Here is a 12,213-nt window from a genome sequence, read left to right on the forward strand (position 1 = left end):
CTGAGCATTATATGACAGTTTTGCTTTTTTGCATGCTCTAATAAGTGGATTAACATCACCATTCCTGCAGAGTCGACGCGCTCTATCTCTTTTAGCGAGCATTCCAGCTCCGATTGAGCAGGTTGCCATTGCTGTGCATAGGCCCACAATGAAGGCACTGTGTCTCTATCAAGTGCCCCTGTTAGCTTAAGAATGTTTTGATCCAATTGCCACTGAGCGGGAGTCTGGGCCATTATTTCTTCGCCTCGAAGCGGATCGGTTCTGCGGCCAATTTTTCTAAGTCTTTAGCAACAGATAGAATGCCTTCTTGACGAATTTTACTGTTCCATTCGGATTGTTTACTAGAAAGCAAACTAATGCCCTCTGCAATCATATCGAATGCTTCCCACTCACCAGACTGGTTGTCTTTACGCAGTTTAAACTCAAGTTTGATGTTTGGACGCGGAGTATCGATGATATCAACTTTAATGCTTGTAATACGCTTAGAGTCATCAATGCTAGGCTCAGGACCAAACTCAATTTTTTGGTCAGAGTATTGCGTCAACACTTGTGCATAAGACGCAATCAGGTAAGCACGAAATGCATCGATAAACTCAAGTACATCTTCACGCTTAGCACCTTTTAAGTTTGGACCAAGAAGTTTTAACCCTGCATAGCGGTAGTTGACGTAAGGCATTAGCTCTTCTTCAACGATCACTTTAAGTAAATTTGGATCTTGTTTGATTTTCGGCTGTTCGGCTTTCAATCTTTCGAACGTGACTTCAGCTACCTGCTTCATCATCTTATAAGGTTCAGTTTTATCCACCTCTGCTGCAGTTGTTCCAAAGACGCTAAACACAGCACAAACTGAAAGTAGTAATCTCGCTAACATAGTTATTCCTTACTTGAGTCGTCTGAACCACCTACGCTGTATAGTACTTGACCAATTAAGTCTTCAAGCACAAGCGCCGATTTGGTGTCTTCGATGGTATCACCATCCACCAGCATGACTTCATCATCAAAAACGAAGCCAGGTACTAAACCAATGTATTGCTCACCAATCAGGCCAGATGTCAAAATTTGTACGCTCGACGTTTCTGGGAACTGATTGTATTTGCTATTGATAGATAGTGTTACAACTGGCAATAAGTTGTCTGGGTTAAGCGAAATACTACTTACTCGACCAATCACAACGCCCCCCACTTTTACGGGAGAACGAACTTTTAAACTGCCAATATTATCGAACTCGGCTTTGAGGGTATAAGTATCACCAGAGCCAATGCTTTTTACGTCAGCAACTTGAAAAATCATCACAAGAATCGCGCAAATTCCCGCTAATACAAAGCTGCCAACCCATAATTCAGTTTTACGTGTTTGTTGCATGATTAATTCCCAAACATCAATGCGGTCAGTACAAAGTCTAATCCTAGTACTGCTAAAGAAGAATGCACAACAGTGCGCGTAGTTGCTCGGCTGATCCCTTCCGATGTTGGAATAGCATCATAACCGTTAAATAGAGCGACCCAAGTAACCGTAATTGCAAACGCAAAACATTTGATCATACTGTTACCAATGTCTTGCCCTAGCTCAACAGAGGACTGCATCGCTGACCAAAAACTGCCGTGATCAACGCCTTTCCAGTCAACACCAACAAGCTGAGCGCCCCAAATTCCCACAGCCATGAAAATCATAGCCAGTAAAGGCATTGAGATAACCCCAGCCCAAAACCGTGGTGCAATCACTCGTTTCAATGGGTCTACCGCCATCATTTCAAGGCTAGACAGTTGTTCCGTTGCTTTCATTAGACCTATCTCTGCGGTTAACGCAGAACCGGCACGACCAGCAAACAAAAGTGCAGTAACAACGGGTCCTAATTCACGGAGTAACGAAAGCGCTACCATTTGCCCTAAACTGCCTTCTGCGCCGTAATCCACCAACACAACATAGCCTTGTAGACTCAAAACCATTCCAATGAACAGACCAGATACGACGATGATCGCCAGCGACTGAACACCAACAGAATAAAGTTGCTTAACAAGCAGAGGAAAGCTTCTGATCGGTTGTGGCTTAGAAAATAGCGCCCCAATCAACATGAAAGTCGCACGACCAAATGCTCCGCAAATAGAAAGCGTGCGTCGACCCAACGAGGCGACAAAGTGAATGAAGTTATCGACCATCAAATAAGTCCTTTTCGATACTTTGAGAAGGGAAACGAAACGGTACAGGACCGTCGGCATCACCTTGTAAGAACTGCTGGACACGAGGATCAGAGTTTTGAGTCAGCTCTTCTGGCGTACCATAGGCGATGATTTTTCCATCGGCCATCAGGTATACCCAGTCAGCAATACTCATGACTTCAGGTACGTCGTGAGAAACCACAATAGAGGTCAAACCTAACGCTTGGTTTAGATTGCTAATTAGCTCAACCAAAACGCCCATAGTGATTGGGTCTTGCCCCACAAACGGCTCATCGTACATGATCAAGTCAGGGTCAAGTGCGATTGCCCGAGCCAAAGCAGCGCGTCTTGCCATACCACCTGAAAGCTCACTCGGCATTAATTGCGCCGCGCCGCGCAGACCGACAGCTTCGAGCTTGAGTAACACCATGGTGCGAATCAAATCTTCCGATAAATCGGTATGCTCTCTTAATGGAAAGGCGACATTATCAAAAACATTCAAATCAGTGAATAAAGCCCCTGACTGGAACAACATGCTCATTTTCTTTCGAGCGTGGTAGAGTTTTTTACGCGAGAGAGAGGGAATATTGTCGCCATCAAACCAGATCTCTCCTTGCTCGGGATACAACTGACCACCAATCAAACGCAGCAGTGTTGTTTTACCAATTCCCGATGGTCCCATAATGGCCGTCACTTTGCCCTCAGGAACATGCAGATCAATATCATCAAAGATCATGCGTTCTCCCCGTGAAAAAGTGAGGTTGTTCACGGTGACTAAATCGTTGTTCGACATATCATCTCTTCTACTGTAGGAGCGTTGCAACTCACGGAATCATCAAGCAGATACTCATCGGAGTTGAATTCTACGTTTAATAAAGTAACGTCGGTACATTTATTAGGCTGCAATCATAAGCACATTGGCGTTGAATTTAAAGCACTGTTCAATTAAATAAAGTCGAGTATATCCCTGCAATTTCTCATGGTTTATGACCGAATTAGCACGAAGTGTTTAAATCCTAGACCAGAATTGCTCATTTAAATGAGTGAGATTTACATACATTTTCGTTACTAACCTTTAATTTATTCTTCGTTTATCTTCCATTTTAGGCCGCAAAAGGTCAAAATTAGCGGTTATTCATTTTACTTATTTAATACTTAGGAATTCTCATGCTCGAAGCCGTTGCGTTGCTTATAGTCGGTCTTGTTTTGCTTGTTTGGAGTGCAGATAAACTTGTTTTTGGCTCTGCAGCGATAGCCCGCAACGTCGGTATTTCCCCGCTTGTCATCGGCATGACAATCCTCGCGATGGGCTCATCCGCCCCTGAGATGATGGTATCTGCAACCGCTGCTTGGGATGGCAAAACAGATACAGCGGTGGGTAACGTATTAGGCTCAAACATAGCGAACATTGCGTTAATCCTAGGTATTACAGCGCTGATCAAGCCTTTGTCGATTAGCTCCGCCGTCATCCGCCGAGAACTTCCACTCATGATAGCCGTAACCGTACTCGCTGGTATTCTGCTTTGGAATAGCCATCTCGGTTTTTATGAGGGTGTCTTATTGTTTGTACTCTTTGGGGCATTTTTATTTGCTATGTTGCAAATCAGCCGCAAAGAGCAAAAATCAGGTGATGTTTTTCTTGATGACCAAGAGTCAGAGATCCCTGAAGGCGTCAGTAACCCTAAAGCAATCATGTGGGTGGTTATTGGCTTGATACTGCTTCCTTTGGCAGCCAGCATGCTGGTTGATAACGCGGTAATTATTGCTAAACACTTTGGTATGAGCGACCTTGTTATCGGTCTAACTATTATCGCCATTGGCACTAGCCTGCCTGAACTGGCCGCATCACTTGCGGGAGTTTTAAAGGGTGAAGACGACATGGCTGTCGGTAACATTATCGGTTCGAATGTGTTTAACATTCTGGCGGTAATGGGGATTCCTGGCATCATTAATCCATCGGTGCTCAGTGAGTACGCGATGGGACGTGACTTCTGGGTCATGTTAGGCGTTTCATTGTTACTTGTCGCGATGTGTTTGGGTAAATCACGCAGTATTAACCGTATTGAAGGTGCCATCTTGTTTGTGTGCTTCTTAGGTTACCAAGTGTACTTATTCGCAAACATGACCGCTTAATTACCACGATCAATAAGTAGAGATCTGATATGTCCAATCAATTTGATTTTCGCGCTGCTGCTAAACAAGTTCTTGATATCGAAGTTGCTGCTCTGCAAGAGCTAGATACCTACTTTGATGATCAATTTGAAAAAGCGTGTGAACTTATCCTTTCCAACAACGGCAAAGTTGTCGTTATGGGTATTGGCAAGTCAGGCCATATTGGTAACAAGATTGCCGCCACTCTGGCAAGCACTGGGACTTCGGCGTTTTTCGTTCATCCAGGCGAAGCCGCACATGGTGACTTGGGTATGATTAGCCCTGGTGACATTGTGCTGGCAATTTCTAACTCTGGTGAATCAAACGAAATTCTGTCTCTATTTCCAGTATTAAAGCGCCTGAATATTAAGATCATCAGCATGACAGGTAAGCCAGAATCAAATATGGCCAAGCTGTCTGACTTACACCTGCAAATTACGGTACCTCAAGAAGCTTGTCCGTTAGGCCTGGCGCCAACTAGCAGTACGACTGCCACATTAGTGATGGGAGATGCATTAGCCGTAGCTCTGCTTCAAGCGCGTGGTTTTTCTGCCGAAGATTTTGCCCTATCTCACCCAGGTGGTGCACTGGGGAGAAAACTGCTACTTAAGTTGTCTGATATTATGCACTTTGGAGAAGCGTTACCTAAAGTTTCTCCTGACGCATTAATTCGTGATGCCCTGCTTGAAATTTCAGAAAAGGGGTTAGGCATGACAGCCATCGTCGATGAGCACGATGCTATGCTTGGTATATTCACCGATGGTGATTTACGTCGTACCTTAGACAAGCGTATCGATATTCATACGACGGCAATTGGCGAGGTCATGACGACAAACCCAACCACAGCACACCCTGATATGCTGGCGGTTGAAGGTTTGAACTTGATGCAGAATAAAAACATTAACGCTCTGATTTTATGTAAAGACGAAAAAATTGTGGGTGCACTGAACATGCACGATTTACTAAAAGCTGGCGTGATGTAATATCAGCACAAACATTTAAATCATTTATTAGACGAATAAAGGCAATGGTCAGGGAAGTACTGAGCTAAACGATAGGCCTTCATTATATGAGTTTTACTCGCCTTATTTATTTGCTCTTGATCTTCGTTGTAGCGTGGTGCGGTTATTACCTACTAACCCCTAAAGGCAACGACGCAATTCAAGTAGCACCAGATTCTGAACTGCCCATGTTCAGTGGTTCTGGATTAGAAAACATCACCTACGGTGAAGATGGTGTCCGCAGTTACATCATTCGCTCCACTAACTTAGACCATTATGCTAAGAGTGGAGATACTATTTTTAATAACCCGACTTTGATGGTTTACCGTGAAGGTAGCGTCATTGAATGGAAGGTGACTGCCACAAGAGCAGTGTTAGATGAAGACCAAGTTTTGACTTTATATGACAAAGTCTTAATGCAAAACCTTCTGCCTGGTGCGAGTTTTGATACCATGGCAACAGACAAATTGGTCATTAATCTAACCAATCGTGATTTTAAAGCTGACCAACAAGTGATGTTGGTTGGACCACAATTTGAAACTACTGGAGGCGCAATGCAAGGCAACTTAAAACAGCATACTGCGACTCTGACAGATGAAGTTCAAGGTCGATATGAAACCGTTACACCTTAGCCTACTGGCACTGGTATTGGCGGCGCCTCAAGCGCTGGCACTCAAGTCGGATACTCAACAGCCGGTTTACATAAACTCTGACACCCAACAGGTGGACATGAAGAGTAACCAGGTTGTTTTTGAAGGCGATGTATCTCTTAAGCAAGGGAGCATCAATATCGATGCTGATAGAATCGTGGTAACTCGCGATCCTAAAACCGAAGCAATTAAACAGATTCAAGCATTTGGTAAACCTGCGAAGTTTTCTCAGCTGATGGACGATGGTAAAACACTTAGCGGTCAAGCTACGGAGTTGGATTACCGTATTTCTACAGACGAACTGACCATGAAAGGTCAAGCGCAGCTGGCGCAAGACAACAACACCATTAAAGGTTCTTCGATTCGTTACCAAATTGGTAAACAAAAGCTAGTCGCAGATAGCTCTAAGGAAGAGCGCGTTACGACCATTTTGCAACCCAATCAGATAGAGAACTAATATGGCAGTACTGAGTGCGAAAAACTTGGCGAAAAGCTACAAAAAACGCAAAGTCGTCACTGATGTTAGCTTAGAAGTTGAATCTGGTCAGATTGTTGGGCTGCTCGGTCCAAACGGTGCGGGTAAAACCACCTCGTTTTACATGATTGTCGGCTTAGTACCTCGCGATGAAGGCACCATTACCATTGACGACAATGACATCAGTATTTTGCCGATGCATAGCCGTTCACGACTTGGCATTGGCTATCTTCCGCAAGAAGCGTCGATTTTCCGTAAGCTTTCAGTAGAAGATAACATCATGGCCGTACTTGAAACTCGTCAAGAAATGACGAGGGAAGAGCGCCAAGATAAACTGGAAGATTTGTTGGAAGAATTCCACATCCAGCACATCAGAACCAGTGCTGGTATGGCACTATCAGGGGGTGAGCGACGCAGGGTGGAAATCGCTCGAGCTTTAGCGGCCAACCCTCAGTTCATTTTATTGGATGAACCTTTCGCTGGTGTTGACCCAATTTCGGTTAATGACATCAAGAAAATCATTGAGCATCTGCGCGATCGTGGTCTCGGAGTGTTAATCACTGACCATAATGTACGTGAAACACTGGACGTATGTGAAAAAGCCTATATCGTGAGCCAAGGGCACCTAATTGCATCGGGAACTCCGGCAGAAGTTCTCAATAATGAACAGGTGAAACAAGTTTATCTCGGCGAACAATTCCGTCTATGATTATATTAGGAACGGTAAGATTCTGAGCATTACAAGGTAAGTAACACTGAATGAAACCTTCATTACAACTCAAGCTAGGTCAGCAGTTAGCCATGACGCCACAGTTGCAGCAAGCGATTCGCTTATTGCAATTGTCGACACTCGATCTTCAACAAGAAATCCAAGAAGCGTTGGACTCAAACCCATTATTGGAAGTTGAAGAAGGCCAAGACGAGCCTCTAGCAAACGGTGAAGATAAGTCAGCGGTCGAGGCAGCTGATAGCAACAGTGCTAGCGAACCAACAGAAATTGACGTTCCAGATAGCTCCGATGTGATAGAGAAATCAGAAATTAGCTCTGAACTTGAAATCGACACGACTTGGGATGACGTCTACAGCGCGAATACTGGTAGCACCGGCTTAGCTCTTGATGATGATATGCCCGTCTACCAGGGCGAAACCACTGAATCATTACATGATTACCTCATGTGGCAGCTTGACCTAACACCATTCAGTGAAACCGACCGCACGATTGCATTAGCGATTATTGACGCTGTTGACGACTACGGCTATTTAACTTTGTCGCCTGAAGAGATTCATGAGAGCTTCGATAATGAAGAGATAGAGTTAGACGAAGTAGAAGCCGTTCGTAAACGCATTCAACAATTCGATCCTCTTGGCGTAGCATCGCGTAACTTACAAGAATGTTTGTTACTGCAATTGACGACCTTCCCAGAAGACACGCCGTGGCTTGCTGAAGCCAAAATGATACTTGCGGATCACATTGATCACCTAGGCAACCGAGACTACAAGCTCGTCATCAAAGAGACTAAGCTGAAAGAAGCCGATCTTCGTGAAGTCTTAAAGCTTATCCAACAGTTAGATCCTCGTCCAGGTAGTCGCATCACTCCTGATGATACCGAGTACGTAATCCCAGACGTATCCGTTTTTAAAGACAATGGCAAATGGACCGTTTCTATAAACCCGGATAGCGTGCCAAAATTAAAAGTAAATCAACAATATGCTCAATTAGGCAAAGGTAATAGCGCGGATAGCCAGTACATCCGCAGCAATTTGCAAGAGGCAAAATGGTTAATTAAGAGCTTAGAGAGTAGAAACGAGACGCTACTCAAAGTTGCAAGATGTATTGTTGAACATCAACAAGATTTCTTCGAGTATGGTGAGGAAGCCATGAAGCCAATGGTACTCAATGATGTCGCTTTGGCTGTGGACATGCATGAATCCACGATTTCTCGTGTAACAACGCAAAAGTTTATGCATACACCACGTGGTATTTTTGAATTGAAGTACTTCTTCTCTAGCCATGTTAGTACTGACAACGGCGGAGAATGTTCGTCAACAGCAATTCGTGCACTCATTAAAAAACTGGTCGCAGCAGAGAATACTGCCAAACCACTGAGTGATAGCAAGATTGCTGCTCTTCTGGCTGACCAAGGGATTCAGGTCGCAAGACGTACGATAGCCAAATATCGCGAATCCTTGGGAATTGCCCCTTCAAGTCAGCGTAAACGCCTATTATAAGGCACTAACTGAAAAGGAAAGTCTATGCAAATCAATATTCAAGGCCATCACGTTGATCTTACCGATTCAATGCAAGACTATGTAAATTCTAAGTTTCAGAAGCTCGAAAGGTTCTTCGACCATATCAATCAAGTGCATGTTGTACTAAAAGTTGAAAAAATTACTCAAATCGCGGAAGCTACGCTTCACATAAATCAAGGCGAAATCCACGCATCAGCCGATGACGAAAATATGTATGCCGCGATCGATTCGCTGGTAGATAAATTGGTTCGCCAACTTAATAAGCACAAAGAAAAACTAAACAGTCATTAATCATGCAACTGAGCGAAATACTGTCATTGGACTGCACCAAAAGTGCGGTCCACTGCACGAGTAAAAAACGCGCCCTTGAAATGATCAGCCGTATCGTGGCTGATCAAACGGGCCAAGATTCTACCGAGCTGTTCGAATGCATGCTCAATAGAGAAAAAATGGGCAGTACCGGTATCGGAAACGGTATTGCGATCCCTCACGCGAGAATGCAATCAAGCGACAAGGCCATTGCTGTCTTACTGCAATGTGATGAAGCAATCGAATTTGATGCGATTGACAATCGACCTGTCGATCTTCTTTTTGCGCTCCTTGTACCAGAAGAACAGTGCAAAGAGCACCTCAAGACTCTATCCTCTATGGCAGAACGTCTGAGCGATAAGCAAGTATTAAAACTACTGCGTAATGCTCAGAGTGATGAAGAACTTTACGACATCATGATTCACCAATAAGCAGGACTAACTCCATGCGACTAATCGTTGTTAGCGGGCACTCAGGTGCCGGTAAAAGTATTGCGCTTCGTGTACTGGAAGACTTAGGTTACTACTGTGTTGATAACCTGCCAGTTAACTTGCTGGACGCATTTGTTCATTCTGTTGCTGACAGCAAACAGAATGTTGCAGTCAGCATTGATATTCGTAATATTCCTAAAAAGCTAAAAGAACTGACGAGTACACTAGAACAGTTAAAAACTGAGCTTGATGTGACCGTGCTTTTCTTGGACGCCAATAAAGAAACGCTACTCAAACGCTACAGCGAAACACGCCGAATTCACCCGTTATCTTTAGGTGGCACCTCCCTCTCGCTCGATCAAGCCATCGAGCGTGAGAAGCAAATTTTGACGCCACTCAAAGCGCATGCAGATCTGGTCCTAAATAGTAGTGGGCAGTCTTTGCATGAATTGAGTGAAACCGTGCGTATGCGCGTTGAAGGCAGAGATCGCAAAGGGCTCGTTATGGTATTTGAGTCTTTTGGTTTTAAATACGGCCTGCCTTCCGATGCCGATTACGTATTCGACGTTCGCTTCTTACCTAACCCACATTGGGAACCAGCACTACGCCCGCTTACAGGTCTGGATGCTCCTATCGCCGCATTTTTAGAGCAACACCAATCGGTGTTAAGTTTGAAATATCAAATTGAAAGCTTTATAGAGAATTGGTTACCTCTGCTTGAGAAAAACAACCGCAGCTACCTGACCGTTGCAATCGGTTGTACTGGTGGTAAGCACCGCTCGGTGTACTTAACTCAGCAAATCGGTGAATACTTCGCCAACAAAGGACACCAAGTACAAATTCGCCATACCTCACTAGAGAAAAACGCTAAGGAGTAGCCGTGGAGTTAAGTCGTAAAGTATTGATTCAAAACCGCCTTGGCTTACATGCTCGTGCAGCAGTCAAACTGGTCGAACTGGCACAGAGCTTTGAAGCGGTCATCACCATCGACAATGAAGAAGACAAAACCGCCACAGCAGACAGCGTAATGGGCCTGTTAATGCTAGAGTCCGCTCAAGGACAATACGTCACGATCCACGCAACGGGTGGGCAAGCGGAAGAAGCACTGGATGCCGTTTGCCATTTGATCGAAGATAAATTTGATGAAGGCGAGTAGTTTACTCGCTTTTTTCTTACCTCCCATTATCTTTCTCTTCCCTGACCTAATAAATAAATTTGCTTAGTATCATAAGTTGTTATTAAAAGGCGCCTAGAATTAAGTTATTATTCAACGCATTGTAAATATCAGGAATTGGGAGGAATGAATGGCAGAGCAAATTGAATTCGACCAAGCTCACCAAGCCCTCCAAGAAGTCACAGAAGCGCTAGAAAATGGCCGCTTCGTCCATGTTCGTCGTCAATTACAGGACATGGAACCTGAGGATATCGCTCACCTTTTAGAAGCCTCCCCACGTAAGAGCCGTGAAGTTCTTTGGCAACTCACCGACCCTGAAGATTATGGTGAAATCCTTGACGAGCTGAACGAAGACGTCAAAGACAGCCTCGTATCCAAAATGGCACCAGAAGCGCTTGCAGAAGCGACAGAAGGCATGGATACCGATGACGTGGCTTACGTACTGCGTAGCTTGCCTGACAACCTGTCACGCGAAGTCCTGTCGCAAATGGACTCATCTGACCGCCTACGGGTCGAAACCGCCCTATCCTACCCAGAAGACACCGCGGGTGGACTGATGAACACCGACGTCATCACAATTCGTGGTGACGTAGATGTGGACGTAGTTTTGCGTTATCTACGTATGAAAGGCGAGCTTCCAGAAGCTACGGATGCCCTGTATGTGATCGATGAAGAGAGTAAGCTCATCGGTGAACTGCCGATCACGACGCTTATTACCACTCAGCCAGACGTAAAAATCATTGATGTAATGGAAGACGCGGACGAGGCCATCACCGTCGATACTAGCGACTCAGATGTTGCGAGTCTGTTCGAACGCCGTAATTGGGTATCTGCACCTGTTGTTGATGAAAACTTGCATTTGGTCGGTCGTATCACCATCGATGACGTGGTTGACGTTATTCGTGAAGACGCGGAACACTCGATGATGAGTATGGCGGGTATGGACGATGACGAAGATACTTTCGCGCCTGTTGTAAAATCAGCTCGCAAACGCAGTATCTGGCTTGGCGCTAACGTATTAGCCGCCCTTGCTGCTGCTTCCGTTTCTAACATGTTTGAGGCCACATTAGACCAAATGGCCGCCATTGCGGTATTGATGACGATTGTTCCGTCCATGGGTGGTGTCGCTGGTAACCAAACCGTCGCACTAGTGATTCGTGGTCTTGCTCTTGGTCATATCGGAGACTCAAACAAACGCGAACTGTTAATGAAAGAAGCCTCGATCGGCTTACTTAACGGCATCATGTGGGCGCTAATTATTGGTGGTATTGTTGTTGCTTGGAAAGGTAACTGGATGCTCGGAGGAATCATTTCCGCCGCCATGCTGACCAACTTATTGGTCGCAGGTATTGCCGGAGTAACGATTCCAATCCTATTGAAAAAAATGAACATCGATCCCGCTTTAGCTGGTGGTATGGCATTAACAACAGTGACGGATGTGATTGGTTTATCTGTCTTCTTAGGGCTTGCCACAATACTGATTACCTAACAGCAAAAACGAAAAAGCCTGATGAACACATCAGGCTTTTTTGATTCTGATGTGCCGTCCTAAATAAGGTTGACACTTTCCACCCCCAAAATTGGAGAGTGTTATGAAATCAACAACTAAAAGAACT

16 protein-coding genes are annotated in these 12,213 nt (G+C 44.8%); 11 read left to right on the forward strand and 5 right to left on the reverse strand.

Annotated features, from left to right (window positions below; all coding sequences use genetic code 11):
• The 5 genes from R7035_RS24395 to mlaF form a co-directional block, all read right to left on the reverse strand.
• On the reverse strand, nt 1–233 hold a 233-nt coding region (locus R7035_RS24395), incomplete at its 3' end, for a lipid asymmetry maintenance protein MlaB (RefSeq protein ID WP_318128767.1).
• A complete protein-coding gene (mlaC, locus tag R7035_RS24400) occupies nt 233–871 on the reverse strand; it encodes a phospholipid-binding protein MlaC (RefSeq protein ID WP_033907408.1) in 639 nt (212 codons plus the stop codon). The genes R7035_RS24395 and mlaC, both read right to left, overlap by 1 nt.
• 2 nt (nt 872–873) lie before the next feature.
• Nucleotides 874–1,362, reverse strand: a complete 489-nt coding sequence (gene mlaD, locus R7035_RS24405; RefSeq protein WP_005381099.1) for an outer membrane lipid asymmetry maintenance protein MlaD — start codon at nt 1,360–1,362, stop codon at nt 874–876.
• A gap of 2 nt (nt 1,363–1,364) precedes the next feature.
• Nucleotides 1,365–2,156 carry a lipid asymmetry maintenance ABC transporter permease subunit MlaE gene (gene mlaE, locus R7035_RS24410; protein WP_005381100.1) on the reverse strand — a complete coding sequence of 264 codons (792 nt, stop codon included), beginning with the start codon at nt 2,154–2,156 and terminating at the stop codon, nt 1,365–1,367.
• A complete protein-coding gene (mlaF, locus tag R7035_RS24415; RefSeq protein ID WP_005388422.1) occupies nt 2,146–2,949 on the reverse strand; it encodes a phospholipid ABC transporter ATP-binding protein MlaF in 804 nt (267 codons plus the stop codon). The genes mlaE and mlaF overlap by 11 nt, the downstream gene beginning before the upstream one ends.
• Nucleotides 2,950–3,323: 374 nt before the next feature.
• Here mlaF and R7035_RS24420 point away from each other — a divergent pair, with 374 nt between their 5' ends.
• From R7035_RS24420 to mgtE, 11 genes are all read left to right on the forward strand, one after another.
• On the forward strand, nt 3,324–4,289 hold the full coding sequence (locus R7035_RS24420; RefSeq protein ID WP_005381102.1) for a calcium/sodium antiporter: 966 nt from the start codon (nt 3,324–3,326) through the stop codon (nt 4,287–4,289).
• Between the two features lie 29 nt (nt 4,290–4,318).
• On the forward strand, nt 4,319–5,290 hold the full coding sequence (kdsD, locus tag R7035_RS24425) for an arabinose-5-phosphate isomerase KdsD (RefSeq protein WP_005381104.1): 972 nt from the start codon (nt 4,319–4,321) through the stop codon (nt 5,288–5,290).
• An 86-nt stretch (nt 5,291–5,376) separates the two neighbouring features.
• Nucleotides 5,377–5,940, forward strand: coding sequence for an LPS export ABC transporter periplasmic protein LptC (gene lptC / locus R7035_RS24430; protein ID WP_005381106.1), 564 nt, complete (start codon nt 5,377–5,379; stop codon nt 5,938–5,940).
• Entirely contained in the window at nt 5,921–6,415 is a 495-nt protein-coding gene (gene lptA / locus R7035_RS24435; protein WP_005381109.1) for a lipopolysaccharide transport periplasmic protein LptA, read from the forward strand. Before lptC ends, lptA begins: the two co-directional genes overlap by 20 nt.
• Before the next feature lies 1 nt (nt 6,416).
• Nucleotides 6,417–7,142 carry an LPS export ABC transporter ATP-binding protein gene (lptB, locus tag R7035_RS24440; protein WP_005381111.1) on the forward strand — a complete coding sequence of 242 codons (726 nt, stop codon included), beginning with the start codon at nt 6,417–6,419 and terminating at the stop codon, nt 7,140–7,142.
• 50 nt (nt 7,143–7,192) lie between these two features.
• On the forward strand, nt 7,193–8,662 hold the full coding sequence (locus tag R7035_RS24445) for an RNA polymerase factor sigma-54 (protein ID WP_005381112.1): 1,470 nt from the start codon (nt 7,193–7,195) through the stop codon (nt 8,660–8,662).
• Nucleotides 8,663–8,686: 24 nt separating this feature from the next.
• Complete coding sequence (gene hpf, locus R7035_RS24450) at nt 8,687–8,974, forward strand: ribosome hibernation promoting factor (protein ID WP_005381114.1); 288 nt, start codon at nt 8,687–8,689, stop codon at nt 8,972–8,974.
• Between the two features lie 2 nt (nt 8,975–8,976).
• The gene (ptsN, locus tag R7035_RS24455; RefSeq protein ID WP_005381116.1) at nt 8,977–9,423 is read left to right on the forward strand and encodes a PTS IIA-like nitrogen regulatory protein PtsN; all 447 of its coding nucleotides are present in this window, start codon (nt 8,977–8,979) and stop codon (nt 9,421–9,423) included.
• 14 nt (nt 9,424–9,437) lie between these two features.
• Complete coding sequence (gene rapZ, locus R7035_RS24460; RefSeq protein ID WP_005381118.1) at nt 9,438–10,301, forward strand: RNase adapter RapZ; 864 nt, start codon at nt 9,438–9,440, stop codon at nt 10,299–10,301.
• A 2-nt stretch (nt 10,302–10,303) separates the two neighbouring features.
• Nucleotides 10,304–10,579: an HPr family phosphocarrier protein gene (locus R7035_RS24465; protein ID WP_005381120.1), complete on the forward strand. Its 276-nt coding sequence runs from the start codon at nt 10,304–10,306 to the stop codon at nt 10,577–10,579.
• A gap of 148 nt (nt 10,580–10,727) precedes the next feature.
• The gene (gene mgtE / locus R7035_RS24470) at nt 10,728–12,086 is read left to right on the forward strand and encodes a magnesium transporter (protein ID WP_005381121.1); all 1,359 of its coding nucleotides are present in this window, start codon (nt 10,728–10,730) and stop codon (nt 12,084–12,086) included.
• Nucleotides 12,087–12,213 lie beyond the last annotated feature (127 nt).

It is taken from the genome of Vibrio sp. 1731 (assembly GCF_033339955.1).
In the GTDB taxonomy this organism is placed as follows: domain Bacteria; phylum Pseudomonadota; class Gammaproteobacteria; order Enterobacterales; family Vibrionaceae; genus Vibrio; species Vibrio alginolyticus.

What these genes read in the sequence shown, in the direction of transcription:
- kdsD (WP_005381104.1), top strand. Translation starts at nt 4,319, where the DNA reads ATGTCCAATCAATTTGATTTTCGCGCTGCTGCTAAACAAGTTCTTGAT.
- mlaC (WP_033907408.1), bottom strand. Translation starts at nt 871, where the DNA reads ATGTTAGCGAGATTACTACTTTCAGTTTGTGCTGTGTTTAGCGTCTTT.
- R7035_RS24420 (WP_005381102.1), top strand. Translation starts at nt 3,324, where the DNA reads ATGCTCGAAGCCGTTGCGTTGCTTATAGTCGGTCTTGTTTTGCTTGTT.
- mlaE (WP_005381100.1), bottom strand. Translation starts at nt 2,156, where the DNA reads ATGGTCGATAACTTCATTCACTTTGTCGCCTCGTTGGGTCGACGCACG.
- mlaD (WP_005381099.1), bottom strand. Translation starts at nt 1,362, where the DNA reads ATGCAACAAACACGTAAAACTGAATTATGGGTTGGCAGCTTTGTATTA.
- R7035_RS24445 (WP_005381112.1), top strand. Translation starts at nt 7,193, where the DNA reads ATGAAACCTTCATTACAACTCAAGCTAGGTCAGCAGTTAGCCATGACG.
- lptA (WP_005381109.1), top strand. Translation starts at nt 5,921, where the DNA reads ATGAAACCGTTACACCTTAGCCTACTGGCACTGGTATTGGCGGCGCCT.
- mgtE (WP_005381121.1), top strand. Translation starts at nt 10,728, where the DNA reads ATGGCAGAGCAAATTGAATTCGACCAAGCTCACCAAGCCCTCCAAGAA.
- ptsN (WP_005381116.1), top strand. Translation starts at nt 8,977, where the DNA reads ATGCAACTGAGCGAAATACTGTCATTGGACTGCACCAAAAGTGCGGTC.
- hpf (WP_005381114.1), top strand. Translation starts at nt 8,687, where the DNA reads ATGCAAATCAATATTCAAGGCCATCACGTTGATCTTACCGATTCAATG.
- rapZ (WP_005381118.1), top strand. Translation starts at nt 9,438, where the DNA reads ATGCGACTAATCGTTGTTAGCGGGCACTCAGGTGCCGGTAAAAGTATT.
- mlaF (WP_005388422.1), bottom strand. Translation starts at nt 2,949, where the DNA reads ATGTCGAACAACGATTTAGTCACCGTGAACAACCTCACTTTTTCACGG.
- lptC (WP_005381106.1), top strand. Translation starts at nt 5,377, where the DNA reads ATGAGTTTTACTCGCCTTATTTATTTGCTCTTGATCTTCGTTGTAGCG.
- lptB (WP_005381111.1), top strand. Translation starts at nt 6,417, where the DNA reads ATGGCAGTACTGAGTGCGAAAAACTTGGCGAAAAGCTACAAAAAACGC.